This window comes from Streptomyces sp. NPDC056347 (assembly GCF_042262625.1).
Lineage (GTDB): Bacteria > Actinomycetota > Actinomycetes > Streptomycetales > Streptomycetaceae > Streptomyces.
Genome location: NZ_JBHJQP010000023.1, coordinates 27,640 through 45,996 on the forward strand (window position 1 = coordinate 27,640; position 18,357 = coordinate 45,996).

The following is an 18,357-nucleotide window of genomic DNA, read 5'->3' on the forward strand; positions in this document are numbered from 1 at the left end:
GCCGGGCGGGGGCGGCCGGTCCCGACCGCACCGGCCGCCCCTCCCCGGCCCCGCACCACCGGTGCGTCCAGCGCGGGGGCCGCACGCACCGGCCCGCCATGTACTCGTCGCCACACAGGAGGCACCATGCAACGACGCACGTTCCTCAGGGGCACCGCGGTGGCAGCACTCGCCGCCGTGCCCCTCAGCACCTCGATGTCCTTCGTCGCCTCGGCCGCCGACAAGCCGGTCAGCACCCTGGCCGAGCTCCAGAGCGCCATCAACGCCGCCGCCCCCGGAGACCGGATCATCCTGGCCGACGGCACGTACACCGTTCCGGCCGGTGGGGCGATCAACATCTCCGGCAAGAACGGCACCGGCGCCGCACCCATCACCATCGTGTCCAAGAGCCGCGGCGGCGCGGTCCTCAAGGGCGAGCGCAGCTTCGTCCTCGCCAATTCGAGCAACATCACCATCAGCGGCTTCGCCTTCCGGCAGAGCAAGACGCTGGAGATCCCGGTGACCTGCTCCGCGATCCGGCTGACCCGCAACGACTTCCAGCACGCGGACGCGGGCGACCCGTACTGGGTCGTGGTGCGGGCCGACGACACGAAGATCGACCGGAACCACTTCCACAACAAGACGACCACCGGCATCTTCCTGATCGTCGACGGCCCCGGCTCGACCGACATGGCCCAGAAGACCCACATCTTCCGCAACTACTTCTCCGACCACAGTTTCGCCGGGGACAACGGCGGCGAGTGCATCCGCCTCGGCGTCAGCGGACGGGCCCTGTCCGCCGCGAACGCGACCGTGGAGTACAACCTGTTCGAGCGGGCCAACGGCGACCCCGAGGCGATCTCGGTGAAGTCCTCCGGCAACACCATCCGCTACAACACCATCCGCAACAGCCGCGGCGGCATCGTGCTGCGTCACGGCAACGGATCCCGGGTCGAGGGAAACCACCTGATCGGCGGCGAGGAGGGGGTGCGGATCTACGGGAACGACCACCTCGTCGTCAACAACTACCTCGCCGGGCTGACCAAGCGGGCCCTGGTCGTCGGCAGCGGCACCACCCGTGACCACAACTCGGGCGAGACCGAGGACGAGCGGCGCGGCAACGACGCCTGCGACCGCACGGTCATCGTCCACAACACCCTCTACAACAACGCGAGTTCACTCTCCGGTGAGACGCGGACGTACGAGCCCCGGGACGTCGTGATCGCCGACAACCTGCTCGTCGGCGACGCCGGCAGCCTGGTCGCGATGGGGGCGACCACCAACTTCACCTGGCAGACCAACCTGCTGTGGGGCGCGGCCGCCAACGGCAACATCCCGGCCGGCGGCTTCACCCGCGCCGACCCGAAGCTGGCCACCGGCACGGACGGGGTCGCCCGGCTGTCGGCGGGCAGCCCGGCGATCGGCGCGGCCACCCTGACCGGCACGGCCGTGACCGACGACATCGACGGCGACCCGCGCGGCAGCAAGCGCGACATCGGCGCCGACCAGTACTCCACCGCGGCCGCCCTCCGTCACCCCCTCACCACCGCGGACGTGGGGCCGAACGCGACGTGAGCCGGAACCGTCAGAGCGGCCCGCCCTCCCCGGGCGGGCCGCCCGCCCCGCTGATCACCCCGGGCATCTGCTCGGTCACCTTCCGGCGGCTGCCCGCCGCCGAGGTCGCCCGCCTGGCCGCGGACGCCGGGCTGGCCGCGGTCGAGTGGGGCGCGGACGTGCACGCGCCGCCCGGCGACCCGGACGCCGTTCGCACCGCCCGTGAGGCGGCCGAACGGCACGGGCTGCGCTGCTGCTCGTACGGCTCCTACTTCCGGGCCGTGCCGGACGACCCGGACGGTTTCGCCCCGGTCGCCCGCGCCGCGGTGCTGCTCGGGGCTCCCCGGGTACGGGTGTGGGCAGGCACCGAGGGATCGCGGGAGGCCACCGCGGAGCAACGCGCCGCGACCGTCGCCGCGTTGCGGGAGGCGGCCCGGACCGGCGCCGACCACGGACTCGAACTCGGGCTGGAGTTCCACGGCGGCACCCTCACCGACACCGTCGCCTCCACCGTCCGGCTGCTGGAGGAGGTGGGCGCGGACAACCTCCGCAGCTACTGGCAGCCGCCGCAGAACGCCCCCGACGAGGAGGCGCTGGCCGGGCTCGCCGCACTGGCCGACCGGGTCTGCGCGATCCACGTCTTCTCCTGGTGGCCCGGCAACCACCGGCTGCCGCTGGCGGAGCGCGCGGGCCTGTGGGGCGGCGTCTTCGGTCTGCTCCACGAGCGGGGCGCCCCGCTGGAAGCACTCATGGAATTCGTGCCCGGCGACGATCCCGCCGTACTGGCGCGCGAGGCGGATACGCTGCGGCGCGTCGCTGCCCGGCGCTGAGCGGTCGGCACCGGGCCCATCACCACCCCGACACTGGACGGCGAGGACATGCACATCAAGGACACGGACACTCTGCTCTTCATCGGTGACTCCATCACCGACGCCGGCCGCGACCGCACGGACCCGGCCTCGCTCGGCAACGGATACGTCCAACGGATCGCCGGCACCCTCGGCGACCGCGCGGGCGCCGGACAGGGCCCCACCGTCATCAACCGGGGCATCAGCGGCCACCGGGTCTACGATCTCGAACCCCGCTGGACCACCGACGTCATCGAGCACCGGCCCGACGTGGTCACGGTCAAGATCGGCATCAATGACACCTGGCGCCGCTACGACCAGGAACTCCTCAGCCCCGTCGAAGAGTTCGAGGCCTGCCTCGACGGGCTGCTCACCAGGACCGCGCGGGAGACCTCCGCACGGCTGGTCGTCATCACCCCGTTCCTGCTCCCGGTCGCCCCCGGGCAGGAGGAGTGGTTCGAGGACCTGACCCCACGTACCGAAGCGGTGCTGCGGTCGGCGCGCGCCCATGACGCCCTGCTGGTCCGCGCGGACCTGGTGCTGTCCCGCGCCGCCGAGGACAAGGAGGCGACGGAACTCGCCCGGGACGGAGTCCACCCGACCCCGCTCGGCCACCGGCTGATCGCCGACGCCTGGTTCACCGAGGTCGCCCCGGCCTCCTGACCGGCTGCCCGGTCACCCGTCACCCGGTGCCGGGGCGCCCGTATCGAGGGGGAGTCCACGGCCGGACCCCGTTGCGGCGATCGTGTCCGGCGGGCCGGCCCGGTGCAAGGCCGCTGCCTCCCCCGGCCGGTCGGGGGGAGGGCCGGACTGTCCCGGACATGACGGACCGGCGCCGGAGGGACTGCCCAGTGGTCCTCCGGCGCCGGCCTCCGGCGCGTGGTCAGCGCCAGGTCTGGTTGCGGTTGTAGGTGCAGGCCAGCATGCGCAGGCCGTACTGGCTGTCGTCGAGACAGAGGCCGGTGGCCTGGTTCTCGAAGCTCACCTGGTCACCCCGCTTGTACACCCACCAGCTCTGCTGCTGGGACGAGTCGCAGGACTGGGTGGACGGATGGGACCCGGCGCCGACACCGCCGTACATGCAGCGGCCGGTGAAGACGTTCCGGAACTGACGGGTCCCGTCCTCCTGCCAGACCCGAATGCTCCAGTTCTGGTAGTCGCTGTTGTTGCACTGGAAGCCGCGGAAACCGGCCGCGCTGTCATCGAGGCAGCCGCCGGTCGCCATGTTGCCGTAGTGCTCGACCGCCGCCGGCGAAACGGGACTGGCCGGGGCGGCCCGGTTCCCGGCCGGCGACGGGGCGCCGGCACTGGCGACACCGGTCACGGCCGAGCTCAGACAGACGGCGGAGGCGAGGACGACGACCGCCCGGCGCAGCCGCCGTCCGGACGTCAGGCCCTGCACGTTCATGATGTTCCCTCTCCTGCGGTGCGGTCGTCGGTCCGTACCCCGTGGACTACGGGTACTCGCAGTACACGGGGCTGGTGTCGGTCTCGATCCGCGGGCCGGGTACCGGGCCGTCGTTGGAGCCGCCGCTGACGTACACGGCGCTCACCCAGCCCAGCCAGTGCTGCGGTGTGATGATCTCGACCCAGTAGTGGTTGTAGTAGGAGCCGTCGGTGACCCGTTCGCCCCACCGCTGGCAGAACGCCTGAACGGTGACGTTGGTGAGCAGCTCCTGCGAGGCCAGGCCGCAGCTGGTGCTCGGGCACTCACGCACCCGTACCTGGCTGGCCCAGATGTGGACGGAGGACGTCGAGACGGCGGCCTGTGCCGGAGCGGACATCAGGCCCAGCACGGCGGTCAGGCCGAGCAGGGTGGCGCACAGAGCCCGCAGGGAGAACCGGCGGGTCATGGACTTCGAGGACACAGCGGGTGCCCCTCTCGGTGTCGGTGGACGGATGGTGACGCGTCGTCCGGAAGACGGTGCCCGCGAACCTCCCGTATGAGCGTCCGCGCCGCCGTCCTTCGGGGTCAGTGGCAGTCGGAATCGGTGGGCAGGCCGGGCACCGGCTGGTCGTTGTCGCCGCCGCGCACGTACACCGCGCTGATCCAGCCGATCGGGCCGCCCGCGTTCACCTGCACCCACCAGTTGTTGCGGTAGGGGCCGTCGACCACCTCGCTGCTCCGGCGCTGACAGAAGGCCGTCACCCACCGCTTGCCGATCTGCGCGTACTTGATCGGCGGGCAGGCCGCGGAGACCCCCGCGCATTCCCGTACGTTCACACCGGTCGCCCACACGTACAGCTGGGCGTCCGTCGTGGCGGCCCCGGCCGCCGTGGGGAGCAGCAGGGGCAGTGCGGCGGCCGTCGCGACCGCCGCGGCCGGGACCGCGCGCCGCGGTGAACGCATCGCCGCGCGCCGGGTGTTCGTCATCGTCGCCTCCTCGTCCGGTGATTTCTCGTCGCAGGGCTGACGGAGCTCGCGCCGGTCCCGTATGAGCGGTACTCGCGCGCGGTCGTCGCAGGGCGGGGCGTCCGGCGCGCCTTCCCGGATGCCCGCGACCGGGCCGGGGGACCCCACCGGAACCGGCCAATACTCGCTCGCGCCGGGAGGCGGCGGGAGCGCTCCTGCCACCTGCCTCGGCCAAGGGCCGACGCGACCGGACCACTCGAAACCGGACAGTTGACTGCAATCCATGACACTCGCACCCGGTCCGCGGATATCGTTGTCAGGCCTTGTGCGCGGATCGATGTTTGCCGGGGGACGATGATCGAAGTGCGCCTGCTGGGGCCGGTCGAGGTATGGGACGACGGGGCCCGAGATCTGCCCCTGGGCGGATCGAGACCCGTGGCGCTGCTGGCCGCGCTCGTCGTGCACCTGGGTGAAGTCCTGTCCACCGCACGGCTGGTGGACCTCGTCTGGGAGGAAAGCGCCCCCGCGACCGCGAGCGCACTGGTCGCCTCGCACGTCGCCGCCGCCCGCCGCGCCCTGGCACCGGCCGGCGCCGCCTCCGCGATCCGGACCAGGGCCCCCGGCTACCTCGCCGACCTCACCCCCGACCAGGTTGACGCCCGCCGGTTCGAACGGCTGCTGTCGGCCGGACGGCGCGCCGCGGACGCGGGACGCGAGACCGAGGCGCTCGACCTGCTCACCGAGGCCCTCGCCCTGTGGCGCGGGCAGGACGCCCTGGACGGCGTGACCCAGTCCTTCGCCCGGATCGAGGCGGCCCGGCTGAAGGAGCTGCGGCTCGTCGCGCAGGAACACCTCTACGCATTGCGGCTGAGGACGGGGCACGACGCCGAGGTCGTCGCACCGCTGTTCGCGCACGTCGCCGCCCATCCGCTGCGCGAACGGCCGCGCGCCCAGCTGATGACCGCTCTGTTCCGGATCGGCCGGGCGCCCGACGCGCTGCGGGTCTTCCAGGAGGGCCGTGACATACTCCGCGCCGACCTCGGCCTCGACCCCGGGCCCGAACTGCGAGCGCTCCACCTCGCCATGCTGCGCAACGACACCGCGCTCGCGGCCGGCCGTCCCGGGGCGGCCCGAGCCTCCGTGGCCGACGCGTCCGGCCGCGCGCGAGTCGGCCCGGGAACCCGGCCGCCGGCGGACCCGGACGGCCCAGGCGTGTCCGCGACCGGTGGCCGGACGGCTCGTCCGCCCTCCCACCTCCCGCCGGACGTGGCCGACTTCGTCGGCCGGACCCGGCAGGTCGCCTGGGCCACCGCGGTCCTCGACCGGGCCCGGCACCCCGGCCGGACCGCCCCGCCCATCGCGGTCATCTCCGGCCGTCCCGGCATGGGCAAGACCGCGCTCGCCGTCCATGCCGCCCACCGGGCGGCACACCTCTTCCCCGACGGCCGCCTCTTCCTCGACCTGCGCGCCTCCGGCACCACCCCACTGACCACCGCCGATGCCCTCGCCAGGCTGTTACGGGCGCTCGGCGTCGACCCCGAGCCGGTCTCCGGAACCGACGACCTGATCGGCCTCTACCGGACCCAGCTCGCGGGCCGCCGCATCCTGCTGATCCTGGACAACGCCCGTGACGAGGCCGGGCTGCGGCCCCTGGTGCCGCCCGGACCCGGCTCGGCCGTGCTGATCACCAGCCGGCGGCGGCTGACCGCGCTTGAGGGCGCGGTCCGCCTCGACCTGGCGGTGCCCGACCCGGGCGAGGCGCTGCATCTGCTGACCACGGTCGCGGGCCGCACCGGCGCGCCCACCGGGCCGGGCGGCCTCGCCGAGATCGTCGCCCTGTGCGGCCAGCTCCCGCTCGCCCTGCGGATCGCGGGCGCCCGGCTCGCCGCGCGACCGCACTGGAGCCCCGGGCAGCTCGCCGGACGGCTCCTCGACGAACGCCGTCGCCTCAACGAACTCCGGGCCGGCGACCTGGAGGTGCGTACCAGCCTCGAACTGGGTTACGCGGAACTCGAACCGTCCGAACGCCGGGCGTTGCGGCGCCTCGCGCTGATGGACCTGCCCGACTTCGCCTCCTGGATCGCCGCGCCGCTCCTCGACATCGGCACCGAGGAGGCGGAGGAGGCCGTCGAACGGCTCGTCGACTGCCATCTGATCGAGGTGCTCGGCACCGACGGCACCGGCGAGAACCGGTACCGGATCCACGACCTCGTCAGGGAGCACGCCCGCGAGCGCTGCCTGGCCGAGGAGAGCTCCGCCGAACGCGAGGGCGCCGTGCGAAGGCTGGTCGCCTGCTGGCTCACGCTCTCCGACCGTGCGGCCGTGCAGGGGCCCGGCGGGGCCTCCTGGCTGCTGCCGCAGCCCGATCCGGAGTGCCGCCTGGCCCCGGAGGCGCAGGACCGGCTGCTGGCCCGGCCCGCCGCCTGGTTCGCCGCCGAACAGAACTGCCTGGTCTCGGCGGTCCACCACTGCGCCGCCCAGGGCATGACCCACGCCGCGCGCGCACTGGCGGGCGCCCTGATAGCCAGTTCCGCCGCCCTGTACAACCAGTTCGACGTCTGGGCGCAGACCCACACCGTTGCGCTGGACGCGGTGCGCCGCGAAGGAGACGGCGAGGGCGAGGCGTGGCTCCTCGTCGGCCTCGGCCAACTCCGCTACGAGCAGGACAGGTTCGAGGAGGCGTACAGCTGCCTGGAGCGTGCGCGGCGACTGTTCGACGAGCGGGCGCCGGCCACGGGCGACGCCGTGCGGCCGACGGGCGACGCCGCCCTCGACGCGCTGCGCGGCAGCGCCACCGCCCTGGTCGGCATCGGCGCCATCCGCCGCGAACAGGCCAGGTTCGGCGAGGCGTCCGAGGCCCTCACCGCAGCCCTGGAACGGTTCGGCGCGCTCGGCGACGACGCGGGCCTGGCCCGCACCCTGTACGGACTGGGCTACGTCCACCGCGAGCAGGGGCGCGACGGCCGGGCCCGGGAGGCGCTGGCCAGGTCCATGGAGCTGTTCCGCCGGGTCGGCGACCGTCAGGGCGAGGCCCTCACCCTGCGCTCGGTCGCCCTGTGCGACCGGGCGCGCGGTGCTCTGTCCGATGCCGCCGGCCGTCTCGTCGAGGCGCTGCGCATCTTCACCTCGCTCGGTGACTCCCTGGGCGTCGTGTACACCGAACAGGCCTTGGCCAAAGTCGAGTTGAGGGACGGCCTGCTGGACCGGGCGGACGAGCGGCTCGTCCGCTGCCTGCAGGTGTCCCGGGAGCGGCAGGACCGCTTCGGCGAGGCGCTGGTGCTGCGCACCCGGGGCGAGTGGCATCTCGCGGGGGGAGACCCGGACAGCGCGGAGGGCCCGCTGCGGGAAGCGCTCGCCCTCTGGGAACAGCTCGCCCTGCCGCTCTGGCGCGCCCGTACCCTGCGCGACCTGGCCGAGGTGCACGCCGCGCACGGCGACCACCCGGCCGCCGAGCGGAGCCGCCGCCAGGCGCACGCGGCCTTCCGGGCCCTCGGCAGCCGGGAGGCGTGGGAGGAACGCGGCTGAACGGCGGACCCGGCGGGGACGGGGTACGTCGCGCGGAACTCCGTCCGGCCGCACCGGGCACGGTCCCGCTCACCGGTTCCGAAGCGCCTCCGGGAGCCGTCAGGGGCTTGCAGAGCATCTGCAGAGCTTTTGCAGATGTGCCCGGGACCATCGGTACGTGACCGACATCATCGTTCTTTCCGACCCGCGCGTGGCGGCCGTTCCGCTGGACGACTGCGCCGAGCCACTCGTAGACATCCGGGACACACCGGAGCTGCTGCTCGACGGCCGTCTGGCCGACGGCCCCGGCGCCTACGCCCTGACCCGGTCCGGTGTCCTGGACAGGCTTCTCCGCGCGCAGCGAAGGCTCCCCGCGGGGACGCGGTTCCTGGTGGTCGAGGGGTACCGGCCGCCGGGTCTCCAGCGCGTCTACTTCGAGGAGTACTCGGCGACCCTGCGAGCCGCGCACCCCGAGGCGTCCCCGGCCCGGATCCAGGAACTGGCCAGTGCCTACGTCTCGCCGCCCGAGGTCGCCCCGCACGTCAGCGGCGGTGCGATCGACCTGACCCTGTGCACCGCGGACGGCACCGAACTGCCCCTGGGCACCGAGGTCAACGCGACGCCGCAGGAGAGCGCCAACGCGTGCCGCACGGCCGCGCCGAACATCGACGCCACCGCCCGCGCCCACCGTGAGGTCATGTGGCGGGCGCTGACCTCCGCCGGATTCGTCAACTACCCCACGGAGTGGTGGCACTGGTCCTACGGGGACCGGTACTGGGCACTGCTGTCCGGGCAGCGGGCCGCCCGCTACGGCCCCGTGGAACTGCCGGACGGGACGGGGGCCTCCGCCGAACCGGCCTGAACCGGCCTGAACCGGCCCGTCCGTTCCGGCCCGAGCCGGCCCGTACCGAGTTCGTCCGTACCGAGTCCGTCCGCACGACCGGCCGACGCATCAGACCCCGGCCGGACACGGCAACAGCCCGCGTCCACCTGACCAGTGGAGCCGCGGAAACATGGGGGAAACGTCCGATGAGCACCACCGAGCCCTGCGATACCGTCATCGACCGCCCACTGAGCGGCATGAACTCGGCCGAGTTCGACGCCGCCTTCACCGAGGTCATGCCCCGGCTGCGCCGACGGCTGCTGACCCTGACCGGGAATCCGCACGACGCGGACGACCTGCTCCAGGACACCTACATGCGGCTCTCCCGCCGGGCCAGGGGGCGCACCCTGGCGCCGCAGCGCCATCCGTACGCCTATGCCTCGGCGACCGCGCTCAACCTCCTGCGGGACTCCTGGCAGCGGCCGTCCCGCCGGGAGACGGTCACCGACCGGCTGCCCGAACCCGGCTGGGACGGCGGATTTGAGTGCTGCGAGGCCCGGTGCGCGGCACTGGCGCTGCTCGCCCTGCTGTCGCCGAAGGAGGCCGCCGCGGTGATCCTGGTCGACCTGGAGGGCCTCAGCCACGACGCGGCGGGGGAGCGACTGGGGGCGCACCGGGGGACCGTGCAGCGCAATCGGATGCGCGGCCTCGCCAAGATGCGGGCCGCGCTGGCCGACACCCGGGCGGCCGGCGGGACGTGACAGGGGCAGGGGCGGGGCACTCGGTCCCGCCCCTGCCCGTACGCCGTCTCAGCACGTGGCGTCGGCCGGCAGCCCCGCGTATTCGTTTCCCTTCAGATAGACCGCGCTGGCCCATCCCTCGGTGAATCCGATCCACACGTCGTTGGTGTAGCCGTGGTCCCGGACGGTCTCGCCGTGTGCCCAGCAGAGAGCGTCCGAACGGGTTTCCCCGGCCCGGATCTTGTCGAAGGCCCGGGACGAGGTGTTGGGCTCGCTGCGGATGTTGACGGTCTCGTACGCCGTGACGCTGTACGGACCGAACGTGTGCCCGCTCCTCGCGGCGACCGGTGTGCCGGTCCCGATCGCGCCGGACCCGGTCGCGCCGGTCATGCCGGGGCAGTCCGGGACGCCGGGCAGCCGGACGGACGGGTGGCGTCGGCAGGTGTTCGGATCGGTCTCGTCGACCCGGAGGTTCACATCGGTGGCCCAGGTGTGGAAGTAACGGTCGGCCTGCGCGGCCGGGGGCGACAGGGCTCCGGCCGTCGGGGCGGTGCACAGCGCAACGGCCACTGCCGCGACGACCACGGCGGCGGATCGATGGAGGGACGGACAGCGGGGCATGGCGGTCTCCTGACGTGGAGGGCGGTGTACGGACGGGTCGGGCACGGCTGACGGGCCCCGGGATGCCGGGTCGGGGCGGCCGTCGGCGGTCCGGAAGAAGCCATGTCGTGCCCCGAGGTCGGCGGGTGAGGAGCCGCCCGCCGAAGGGGCGCGAGCGGTCGGCCCCGCGTGCGGCGGAGCCATCGGGGGGACGGGGGAACGGCGGAACGGGTATGAGCGCACCCCCCCGCCGGGTGGTGTGACGCAGGTCACTTTCGGCGGGGCATATCGCCGCATGCCCGGCGCGGTCCCCGGGGTGACACACCGTCAACGGAGGAAGTGCACCGTGAACACCACCATCAGTACGCGCCATGTCGTCGGCCGCTCGCTGGCCGCCGTCGCCGCCCTCGCCCTCTCCGCCGCCCTGCCCGCGACGGCGCACGCCGCGCCGGCCGCCACCGCGTCCCCGAAGGCCGCCTGCGACGTCCTCGCCCCGGGTGCGTCGGCCACCGCCGAGGCCGCCGTCCGCGCCGCGTGCGGCCAGATCGGCGTCTGGTACAGCTGGGGTGGCGGCCACGGTGCCACCCCGGGCCCGACCTACGGCTACTACGACGGCTCCGACCCCGACAGCATGCACGACAACGAACGCAAGGGTTTCGACTGTTCCGGCCTGAGCCGCTACGCCTACGCCCAGGCGACCGGCCGTGATCTGCTGAACGGCACGGCCGACGACCAGTTCCGCACCTCGCACGCGGAGCAGAGGTTCTCCGCGGCGCAGGGCTCGGCACCCCTTCTCCCGGGCGACCTGATGTTCTGGGGCAGCGGTTACATCCACCATGTCGCCGTCTACATCGGCGCCGGGCAGATGGTGGAGGCCTATGAGTCGGGCACCCACATCCGGGTGGCGCCGGTGCGCACCGGCGGTGACTACGCGGGCGCCGTCCGCATCGACGGCTCCGGCACGGTGCCGCCCCCGCCGGCCAACGGCGGCACCACCTTCGGGACCTGGGGCACCCAGGTGCGCACCCATTCCTCGCCCAGTGTCAAAGCGTCCGTCGTGGACACCTTCCCCGGCCCCACCCAGGTGTCGGTGGTGTGCCAGATGCACGCCGAGACCGTCACCGCCGAGGGCTACACCAATGACATCTGGTCCCGGCTGTCCGACGGTTCCTGGCTGACGAACATCTACATCAAGGGCCCGGCGTCGCTGCCCGGCATTCCGGACTGCGGCGGCACCTCCACCCCGCCGCCGGGTGGCGGCAGCAAGGCCTTCCAGACCTGGGGCACCGAGGTCCGCACCCACTCCGAGGCCAACGTGAACGCCGGCGTCGTGGACTACTTCCCGCAGCCCACCACCGTCAACGTGGTCTGCCAGGCGCATGCCCAGGAGGTGACGGCCGAGGGTTACACCAACGACGCCTGGTCCCGGCTCACCGACGGCTCGTGGATGACCAACATCTACATCGTGGGCCCGGAGTGGCTGCCCGGGGTGCCCACCTGCTGAGTCCGGCCCACCGCGAGGAGCGGTGGATCCCGCCGGCCGATCCCGGCCGACGGTATCCACCGCCTCGGGGTGCTCCCGTGACCGGCTCAGGGGGCCGCCGGGGCGTGCCCGTCACGCCCCCGTTCCCGTACCCCGCCGCCCGGAGCCGGGTCCGCCGTCTGCCGGCGGTCCCGGCCGGGCGCCGTCGTCGACTCCGTCCGGCCGGGCCGCTGCGTACCACCGCCGACGACCCCCGCGACCCCCGAGGGCGGCGATGCCGTCCTCCGGGGAGGGCGTCCGGTCGGTCAGGTCCGGGGCTCGTCGTCCTCCGTGCCGCGCTCGCCCTCGGCCTGGGACGGCTGGGTGCGCATGGTGGCGGGGTGGCGCTCCTCGGCCGGATCGCGGTCCTCGTCCAGCCGCTCGCCCTCGGCCTGGGACGGGGTCGAGTACTCGATGTTCTTCCACATGGCCGCCTCCGTGATCGGACTGCGTGCCTACAGGTCGAGCGTAGCGCGGGCGGCCCCGCACTTGCCTATTGGTTATGTGATCAATAGCATCGGGTCATGTCGCGCCCGGGGGCGGCGACCGCGCACCCGGGACTCCGCTCGGTCACTATGTGCCGGAGCGGACGAGCGGGTGACGGACGTGTCCGGCGCCCTCCGCGCCGCGCACCGACCCGCCAGCCCCAAGGAGCCCGCACGTGCACCCCGGCCTCGTCCTGCTCAACGCCCGTCTCCTGGATGTCGTCACCGGCGAGCTGCTCCCGCAGACCGCCCTGGCCGCGACCGGCGGACGGATCTCCGCACTCGGCGACGACCGCGGCGTCCGCGCCCTCGCGGGCCCGGCGACCACGGTGATCGACCTCCGGGGCGCCGTGGTGACGCCCGGACTGGTCGACGGGCACCTCCACCCCGTCATGGGCGCCGAACTCGCCCAGGGCCTGGACCTCTCCGGCTGCACCACCCTCGACCAGGTGCGCGACGCCCTGGCGAGAGGGGTCCGGTCACTGGCGCCCGGGGCATGGCTGCGCGCCCACGGCCTGGACCCGAACGTCTTCGGGGACCTGCCGATGGCGTCCGCCTCCCTGGGACCGGTCCTGGACGGCATCCCGGCCCTCGTGATGCTCTTCGACGCCCACTCCATGCTGGCCAGCCCCCGCGCGCTGGAGCTGGCCGGGATCGACGGCCCCCGCCGCTTCGAACAGTCCGCCGAGATCGTCTGCGACGAGGCGGGCCGCCCCACCGGCCTGCTGCTGGAGGACGCCGCCTTCGAAGCGGTCGAACGGGCCGCGCCGCAGCTCTCCCCGGCCGAGCAGCGGACCCGTCTCGCCGCGGCTCTGCGCGAGGTGGCCTCCTCCGGACTCACCGGCGGCCACGCCATGGACGCCAACGGCGAGAGCCTGTCGCTGTACGCCGCGCTCGACGACGCCGGAGAGCTGCCGCTGCGCCTCAGGGTCGCTCCCTGGTGTCAGCCCGGAGCCGACCGCGAGGCGGTGGCCGCTCTCGTCGATCAGCAGGGCACCGGAGGGCGGCTGTGGCGCGTGGCGGGCGTCAAGCTCTTCATGGACGGCACCATCGACAACGGCACCGCCTGGCTGGAACGGCCCGACTGCCACGGCGAGTCCACCCACGCCTTCTGGCCCGACCCGGAAGCCTTCACCGCGGTCATCGGCGAACTCCACCGGGCCGGTGTGCCCACCGCCACCCACGCCATCGGCGACGCGGCCGTACGCCATGTCCTCGACGCGGTACGGGACGCGGCCCGCACGGAGCCCCGGGCGGTCCGGCACCGGATCGAGCACATCGAGACGGTCCCCGACGACACCGTGCGCCGCTTCGCCGAACTCGGCGTCATCGCGTCCATGCAGCCCACCCACTGCTGCGACTTCACCCGCGCCGACCACACCGACAACTGGTCCAGGCGGCTCGGCGAGGAGCGCGCCTCGCGCGCCTGGCGCTGCCGCGACCTGTGGGACTCGGGCGCCACCGTCGTCCTCGGTTCCGACTGGCCCGTCGCGCCCTACCCGCCGCTCACCGTGATGGCCGGAGCCCGCCACCGCCGCCCCGGCCGCGACCTCACCCGGCCCCCGCACGGACCGGACCAGGCCCTCACCGCCCTCCAGGCGCTCCAGGGCATGACACTCAACCCGGCCCGCGCCGCGGGCGAGGAGCACGAGGCGGGACGCCTTGCCCCCGGCCACCGCGCCGACCTCACCGTCTTCGCCGAGAACCCCCTGGTCACCCCCGCCACGGAGCTGGCCGGGCTGCCGGTCCTGCTCACCGTGGTCGACGGCCGCACCACCCACCGCGACACCCGCCTCTGACATGTCCACCGCGTCCGGAGGCGGTGGGCGCGGTGATCGGTACGCTGTGCTGCCCCCGCCACGGGGCGGGGGCGGAACAGGGGTGGGACATGCACAGACGAATCGCCGTGCTCGCCGCGGTGGGGGCGGTCGGCGTCACCGTCGCGGTGGCACCGGCCGCACACGCGGAAGGGCGCGGTGACATCCGGATCACCAGGACCGTCGTGAACAACGGCGACAGCGTGATCGTCGGGATCAAGGACGTCAAGAAGTTCCCGATCACCATGACGATCAAGGACAACTCGGGGGTGAAGAAAGTCGGTCACGTGTCCGCGTTCAACGCGTCCACCGCCTACGGGCCGGTGACCTACCTCGGGACGACCTGCAAGAAGACCGGTTCGACGACCTCCGTGTGCACGGCGACGATGGAGATCGACCCGTCCTGGATCGACTTCTACGGCAGCGGCAACAAGGGCTGGAACGCCAACGATGTCGCGGGGCAGTGGCAGGCCAACGCCACGGTCAACGCCAACGACGGGGACTACTGGATCTCGGACCGCATCGCCCTGTTCAACGTGAAGCGCGCCGCGACCCTGACCACCGACGCCACACCCGAGCCGGTGCGCAGGGGCGGCACGCTCACCGTCACGGGCAAACTGTCGCGCGCCAACTGGACGGACCTGAAGTACCACGCGTTCACCAAGCAGGTGGTCAAGCTCCAGTACAAGAAGCCGGGCGGCAGGTACAGCACGGTGAAGACCGCGACCACCGACAGCAGGGGCCACCTCCGTACGACGGTGAAGGCCACGGCCCCGGGCAGCTGGCGCTGGGCGTTCCCCGGCACCACCACGACCATGAAGGTCGTCTCCAAGGGGGACGCCGTCACACTGAGGTGACCGGGCGGCGGGCCGGGCGACCGGCCCGCCGTCAGGGCTCGATCGTCAGCACCTCGTCCACCCGGCGGCGCGGCGTGGGCGGGCCCGCGGGACCGTAGCCGAGGCGCAGGATCATCTGCGGATGCCCCGTCCCCAGGGCCGGGTCGCGCAGCAGACGGCGCAGCTCCGGCCATTCGAGGGGCTGGGTCGCGAACGCGGCGACGAGCCCGTGCGCCACCGCGGTCAGCAGTACGCGCTCCAGCGCCTGCCCCGCCCGCATCCAGTCCGCCGGCCGGTCGCGCCCGGTACGGAGCAGGGCGAGCTGCGGCCGGGCCTCGAACAGGGCGTGGTCCCGCCCCGGAACCGCCTCCGTGCCGGCGAAATCCCGGTTCAGCGCGCGGCCCGAGGCGTCGGTGGGGCCGAAGGCGTAGTCGGGGACGCCGTCCACCGGGATCCGGGCCTCGGTGTTCCGGGTCCAGTAACGCTGCTCCGCCTCCCGCGCCGGGTCCGTCAGATCGAGCACCTCGGCGTCCCGGATCAGCACGAGCACCCCGTCCAGGTCGTCCGGTGCCAGGAACGCGAACGCGGCCTCCTCGCGGCGGGCCGCCTCGGCCAGGAGCGCGCGTACGCCCCCGGGGATCACCCGGCCGTCGAACGGGTACCTGCTGGTGCGGCGGAGCCGGATCGCGGGGTGCAGCGCGGCGAGCTCGGCGTCCCGGGGGACCCCCGGCCCGCCGGAGCCCGGGTCCAGGCGGACCGTCGCCACCAGATCGGGCTCGGCGGGGCGCGGGAACAGCGTGGTCACCGGGGAGAACCCCCGATGGCACGCCGACACCCGCAGATTCAGCAGCGCCGCCCCGCACCCCACGTGCAGACCACGGGTGGACGGGTCGGCCTCCGGCATCTCGCGGCCGAACTCCGCCCGCAGCGCGAATGTCCGGCTGGAGCGCCGGAACAGGAACCGCCAGGGCTGGGCGTTGTGCATCGACGGGGCGGTGACGGCGTCACCGACCAGTTCCCGCAGCGTGGTGTCGTCGAGCGGTTGCACCGGCATCCGGCACCTCCCCGGGACGAAGCGCACGGTGGTCCTTCCACCCTCCCACGTCCGACCGGCCCCGGGGCCGTACGTCCCCTACTCCGTACGCTCGATGAGGTACGGGAGCAGCGCCAGGATCTCGCCGAGCGCGGCCGGGGCGAGCGGAACGCTCTCCAGGCTGCCACGCGCGCTGTCGAGCTGCCGGTGCGCCTCGGCCAGGGCGGCGGTGCGTCCCCCCGCCTCCTCGACGAGTCCGGCCGCCCGCCGGGCGTCGGCGTCGCCCAGCGGTTCCCCGGCATCGAGCAGCGCGGCCAGCCGCCGGGCTGTGGGATGGTCCGCGGCCAGCGCGGAGAGGACCGGGTACGTCTTCTTCAGCCGGCGCAGGTCGCTGTGCACGGGCTTGCCCGTGACCTCGGGATCGCCCCAGACACCGAGCAGGTCGTCCACCACCTGGAACGCCACCCCGAGGTGCCGGCCCGCCCGGCCCAGTGCCTCGGCCGTGTCTTCCGGCGCCCCGGCGAGCACCGCGCCCAGCCCCGCCGCGCAGCCGAGCAGCGCCCCGGTCTTGTGCTCGGCCATCCACCGGTACTCGTGCGGCCGGACCGCCTTTGGACCGGTCCACGGCCGGGACTCGAAGAGCAGGTCGTCGGCCTGGCCGTGGACCAGGTCGGCCAGCGTCGCGGCGAGCAGCCGGACCGCGGGCACGCTCCGGCCCCCGGGAGCCTCGGCGAGGGTCTGCACGGCCAGCGCGAAGAGCGCGTCGCCCGCGAGGATCGCCGGGCCGGTGCCGTACTCCTTCCACGTGGTGGGGCGCTGCCTGCGGGTCTCGTCGCCGTCCATGATGTCGTCGTGCAGGAGCGAGAACACATGGACCAGCTCCACCGCGACCGCGCCGGCCACCGCGTCCCGCGCCGGTGCACCGGCTGCCTCGGCGCCGAGCAGGGTGAGGGCCTGGCGTATGCCCTTGCCCTGCGAGCCCGGGGCGGGCGTGCCGTCCACCCGCTCCCAGCCGAGCGAGAAAGCGGCCATCTCGGCGTGCCACGGATGCAGCCGGTTCACCGCCCGCACCAGCGCCGGGCGGACGAGCTCACGGCAGCGGGAGAGGACCTCCACCACGGCGATCTGCTGGGTCGTGGGTGATGCGGTCATCGTCGTCCGTCCTCCTCGGAGGCGGTGGCGCCGACCGGCGCCACACCGAGTTCGGCGTACGCCTTGTCGACCATTTCGCGGGCGTTGAGCAGCCCGATCCGGCCGAGAGTGCGGCGCAGCTCGTCCAGGTCCGCCGCGGTCTCCTCCCGGTCACGGCCGAGCCGGGCGAGCGACTTGACCAGGCCGAGCCGGGACAGCGCCTCGCCCCGGGGCTCGGTCATGGCGCGGAACTCCGTGAGCGCCCCCGCGTAGCCCTCCCGCGCCTCCTCGTAACGCCCGGCCCGGAACAGGACGTTGGCGCGCATCTTGTGGTTGTAGGCGAGCGCGCTGGACAGGTTCATCTCCCGGCAGGTCGCCTCCGCCTCGGCGAGCAGGGCCAGGGCGCGCTCCGGATCGTCCCGCAGCGAGATGATGTCGGCCATGCCGCGCAGCGCCCAGGCCCGGCCCCGTTGGTCGTCCGCGTTCCCGGCGAGTTCGGCCGCCTCCTCGAACATGGCCAGGGCCGTGTCGAGCGAGCCCGTGTTGCGGTGGATCTGCGCGATGCCCTCCAGCGCCCACACCGTGTGCCGCGCCTCGCCGCGCGCCCGCGCCTCGGCCAGCAGCTGTTCGTGCAGCTCCGCGACCGTGCGGTAGTCGCCCTGGATACGGCCGGTCTCCGCGAGGCCCGCGAGGGAGTAGCCGCGGGCGACGATGTCACCGCCGCGCTTGCCCATGTCGGCGGCGAGCCCCAACAGCCGGAAGGCCAGCCTGAGTTCACCGCGCTGCCGGGCCAGGGTGCCGCCGCTCCACAACGCCCAGGCCATCGCCCCGAGGTCCTCGGCCGAGCGGGCGGACCGGTAACTGGCCTTCCACGCCCGGTCGGCCTCCGCCACGTTGCCGAGCCGGCGGTGCGCCTCGGCGACCGCGAGCCCGCACCGGGCCACCTCCTGCTGCGAGCCGGAGCGCTCGGCCTCCTTCAAGTGGCGTACACCTTCGGCCAGTACGTCGGTGAGGGACGAGTTCACGGACATCTTGGTGAGGGCGCCCTGGTATTCGGGCGCCAGTGCCTTGCTCTGCATGGGGGCCTTCCTGCGCGGCCGGATCGTGACAGAAGGCAACTATGCACTGCATG

The 18,357-nt window shown here is 73.6% G+C and carries 17 protein-coding genes; 9 read left to right on the forward strand and 8 right to left on the reverse strand.

Features of this window, described 5'->3' with window-relative positions:
• The first annotated feature begins 126 nt into the window (after positions 1-126).
• The 3 genes from ACFCV8_RS08570 to ACFCV8_RS08580 are packed head-to-tail and all read left to right on the forward strand — an operon-like array spanning position 127 to position 3,044.
• Positions 127-1,554, forward strand: coding sequence for a chondroitinase-B domain-containing protein (locus ACFCV8_RS08570; protein ID WP_376684537.1), 1,428 nt, complete (start codon positions 127-129; stop codon positions 1,552-1,554).
• Complete coding sequence (locus tag ACFCV8_RS08575; protein ID WP_376684538.1) at positions 1,551-2,363, forward strand: sugar phosphate isomerase/epimerase family protein; 813 nt, start codon at positions 1,551-1,553, stop codon at positions 2,361-2,363. The genes ACFCV8_RS08570 and ACFCV8_RS08575 overlap by 4 nt, the downstream gene beginning before the upstream one ends.
• 48 nt (positions 2,364-2,411) lie before the next feature.
• Positions 2,412-3,044, forward strand: a complete 633-nt coding sequence (locus tag ACFCV8_RS08580; protein WP_376684539.1) for an SGNH/GDSL hydrolase family protein — start codon at positions 2,412-2,414, stop codon at positions 3,042-3,044.
• Positions 3,045-3,264: 220 nt separating this feature from the next.
• Here the strand turns inward: ACFCV8_RS08580 and ACFCV8_RS08585 are convergent, their stop codons facing one another.
• The 3 genes from ACFCV8_RS08585 to ACFCV8_RS08595 all read right to left on the reverse strand — a co-directional run bounded on the left by ACFCV8_RS08585 (position 3,265) and on the right by ACFCV8_RS08595 (position 4,755).
• Entirely contained in the window at positions 3,265-3,789 is a 525-nt protein-coding gene (locus tag ACFCV8_RS08585; RefSeq protein ID WP_376684540.1) for a ricin-type beta-trefoil lectin domain protein, read from the reverse strand.
• 46 nt (positions 3,790-3,835) lie between these two features.
• Positions 3,836-4,249: a hypothetical protein gene (locus tag ACFCV8_RS08590; RefSeq protein ID WP_376684541.1), complete on the reverse strand. Its 414-nt coding sequence runs from the start codon at positions 4,247-4,249 to the stop codon at positions 3,836-3,838.
• Positions 4,250-4,353: 104 nt separating this feature from the next.
• Complete coding sequence (locus ACFCV8_RS08595) at positions 4,354-4,755, reverse strand: hypothetical protein (RefSeq protein WP_376684542.1); 402 nt, start codon at positions 4,753-4,755, stop codon at positions 4,354-4,356.
• Between the two features lie 333 nt (positions 4,756-5,088).
• Here ACFCV8_RS08595 and ACFCV8_RS08600 point away from each other — a divergent pair, with 333 nt between their 5' ends.
• From ACFCV8_RS08600 to ACFCV8_RS08610, 3 genes are all read left to right on the forward strand, one after another.
• Positions 5,089-8,259 (forward strand): BTAD domain-containing putative transcriptional regulator, encoded by a 3,171-nt coding sequence (locus tag ACFCV8_RS08600; protein ID WP_376684543.1) that lies wholly within the window; start codon positions 5,089-5,091, stop codon positions 8,257-8,259.
• A 157-nt stretch (positions 8,260-8,416) separates the two neighbouring features.
• Positions 8,417-9,100, forward strand: coding sequence for a M15 family metallopeptidase (locus tag ACFCV8_RS08605; protein ID WP_376684544.1), 684 nt, complete (start codon positions 8,417-8,419; stop codon positions 9,098-9,100).
• A 167-nt stretch (positions 9,101-9,267) separates the two neighbouring features.
• Entirely contained in the window at positions 9,268-9,822 is a 555-nt protein-coding gene (locus ACFCV8_RS08610) for an RNA polymerase sigma factor (protein ID WP_376684545.1), read from the forward strand.
• A 48-nt stretch (positions 9,823-9,870) separates the two neighbouring features.
• Here the strand turns inward: ACFCV8_RS08610 and ACFCV8_RS08615 are convergent, their stop codons facing one another.
• Positions 9,871-10,422, reverse strand: coding sequence for an SH3 domain-containing protein (locus ACFCV8_RS08615; protein WP_376684546.1), 552 nt, complete (start codon positions 10,420-10,422; stop codon positions 9,871-9,873).
• A 274-nt stretch (positions 10,423-10,696) separates the two neighbouring features.
• On the opposite strand from ACFCV8_RS08615, the gene ACFCV8_RS08620 reads away from it, so the two are divergent.
• Positions 10,697-11,905 (forward strand): NlpC/P60 family protein, encoded by a 1,209-nt coding sequence (locus tag ACFCV8_RS08620; RefSeq protein WP_376684547.1) that lies wholly within the window; start codon positions 10,697-10,699, stop codon positions 11,903-11,905.
• Positions 11,906-12,189: 284 nt separating this feature from the next.
• On the opposite strand, the gene ACFCV8_RS08625 is transcribed toward ACFCV8_RS08620, so the two are convergent.
• Positions 12,190-12,351, reverse strand: a complete 162-nt coding sequence (locus tag ACFCV8_RS08625) for a hypothetical protein (RefSeq protein ID WP_376684548.1) — start codon at positions 12,349-12,351, stop codon at positions 12,190-12,192.
• Positions 12,352-12,584: 233 nt separating this feature from the next.
• On the opposite strand from ACFCV8_RS08625, the gene ACFCV8_RS08630 reads away from it, so the two are divergent.
• Together ACFCV8_RS08630 and ACFCV8_RS08635 are read left to right on the forward strand one after the other, a co-directional pair.
• On the forward strand, positions 12,585-14,207 hold the full coding sequence (locus ACFCV8_RS08630; protein WP_376684549.1) for an amidohydrolase: 1,623 nt from the start codon (positions 12,585-12,587) through the stop codon (positions 14,205-14,207).
• A gap of 89 nt (positions 14,208-14,296) precedes the next feature.
• Complete coding sequence (locus ACFCV8_RS08635) at positions 14,297-15,082, forward strand: hypothetical protein (protein ID WP_376684550.1); 786 nt, start codon at positions 14,297-14,299, stop codon at positions 15,080-15,082.
• 31 nt (positions 15,083-15,113) lie between these two features.
• On the opposite strand, the gene ACFCV8_RS08640 is transcribed toward ACFCV8_RS08635, so the two are convergent.
• From ACFCV8_RS08640 to ACFCV8_RS08650, 3 genes are all read right to left on the reverse strand, one after another.
• Entirely contained in the window at positions 15,114-16,115 is a 1,002-nt protein-coding gene (locus tag ACFCV8_RS08640) for an Acg family FMN-binding oxidoreductase (protein WP_376684551.1), read from the reverse strand.
• A gap of 78 nt (positions 16,116-16,193) precedes the next feature.
• Positions 16,194-17,246 (reverse strand): polyprenyl synthetase family protein, encoded by a 1,053-nt coding sequence (locus ACFCV8_RS08645; protein WP_376684552.1) that lies wholly within the window; start codon positions 17,244-17,246, stop codon positions 16,194-16,196.
• Positions 17,243-18,304 (reverse strand): tetratricopeptide repeat protein, encoded by a 1,062-nt coding sequence (locus ACFCV8_RS08650; RefSeq protein WP_376684553.1) that lies wholly within the window; start codon positions 18,302-18,304, stop codon positions 17,243-17,245. The genes ACFCV8_RS08645 and ACFCV8_RS08650 overlap by 4 nt, the downstream gene beginning before the upstream one ends.
• Between the last annotated feature and the right edge of the window lie 53 nt (positions 18,305-18,357).

Coding starts and splice junctions, on each gene's coding strand:
- ACFCV8_RS08570 (WP_376684537.1), top strand. CDS start 127: ATGCAACGACGCACGTTCCTCAGGGGCACCGCGGTGGCAGCACTCGCC.
- ACFCV8_RS08580 (WP_376684539.1), top strand. CDS start 2,412: ATGCACATCAAGGACACGGACACTCTGCTCTTCATCGGTGACTCCATC.
- ACFCV8_RS08585 (WP_376684540.1), bottom strand. CDS start 3,789: ATGAACGTGCAGGGCCTGACGTCCGGACGGCGGCTGCGCCGGGCGGTC.
- ACFCV8_RS08595 (WP_376684542.1), bottom strand. CDS start 4,755: ATGACGAACACCCGGCGCGCGGCGATGCGTTCACCGCGGCGCGCGGTC.
- ACFCV8_RS08600 (WP_376684543.1), top strand. CDS start 5,089: ATGATCGAAGTGCGCCTGCTGGGGCCGGTCGAGGTATGGGACGACGGG.
- ACFCV8_RS08610 (WP_376684545.1), top strand. CDS start 9,268: ATGAGCACCACCGAGCCCTGCGATACCGTCATCGACCGCCCACTGAGC.
- ACFCV8_RS08615 (WP_376684546.1), bottom strand. CDS start 10,422: ATGCCCCGCTGTCCGTCCCTCCATCGATCCGCCGCCGTGGTCGTCGCG.
- ACFCV8_RS08620 (WP_376684547.1), top strand. CDS start 10,697: ATGCCCGGCGCGGTCCCCGGGGTGACACACCGTCAACGGAGGAAGTGC.
- ACFCV8_RS08625 (WP_376684548.1), bottom strand. CDS start 12,351: ATGTGGAAGAACATCGAGTACTCGACCCCGTCCCAGGCCGAGGGCGAG.
- ACFCV8_RS08635 (WP_376684550.1), top strand. CDS start 14,297: ATGCACAGACGAATCGCCGTGCTCGCCGCGGTGGGGGCGGTCGGCGTC.
- ACFCV8_RS08640 (WP_376684551.1), bottom strand. CDS start 16,115: ATGCCGGTGCAACCGCTCGACGACACCACGCTGCGGGAACTGGTCGGT.
- ACFCV8_RS08645 (WP_376684552.1), bottom strand. CDS start 17,246: ATGACCGCATCACCCACGACCCAGCAGATCGCCGTGGTGGAGGTCCTC.
- ACFCV8_RS08650 (WP_376684553.1), bottom strand. CDS start 18,304: ATGCAGAGCAAGGCACTGGCGCCCGAATACCAGGGCGCCCTCACCAAG.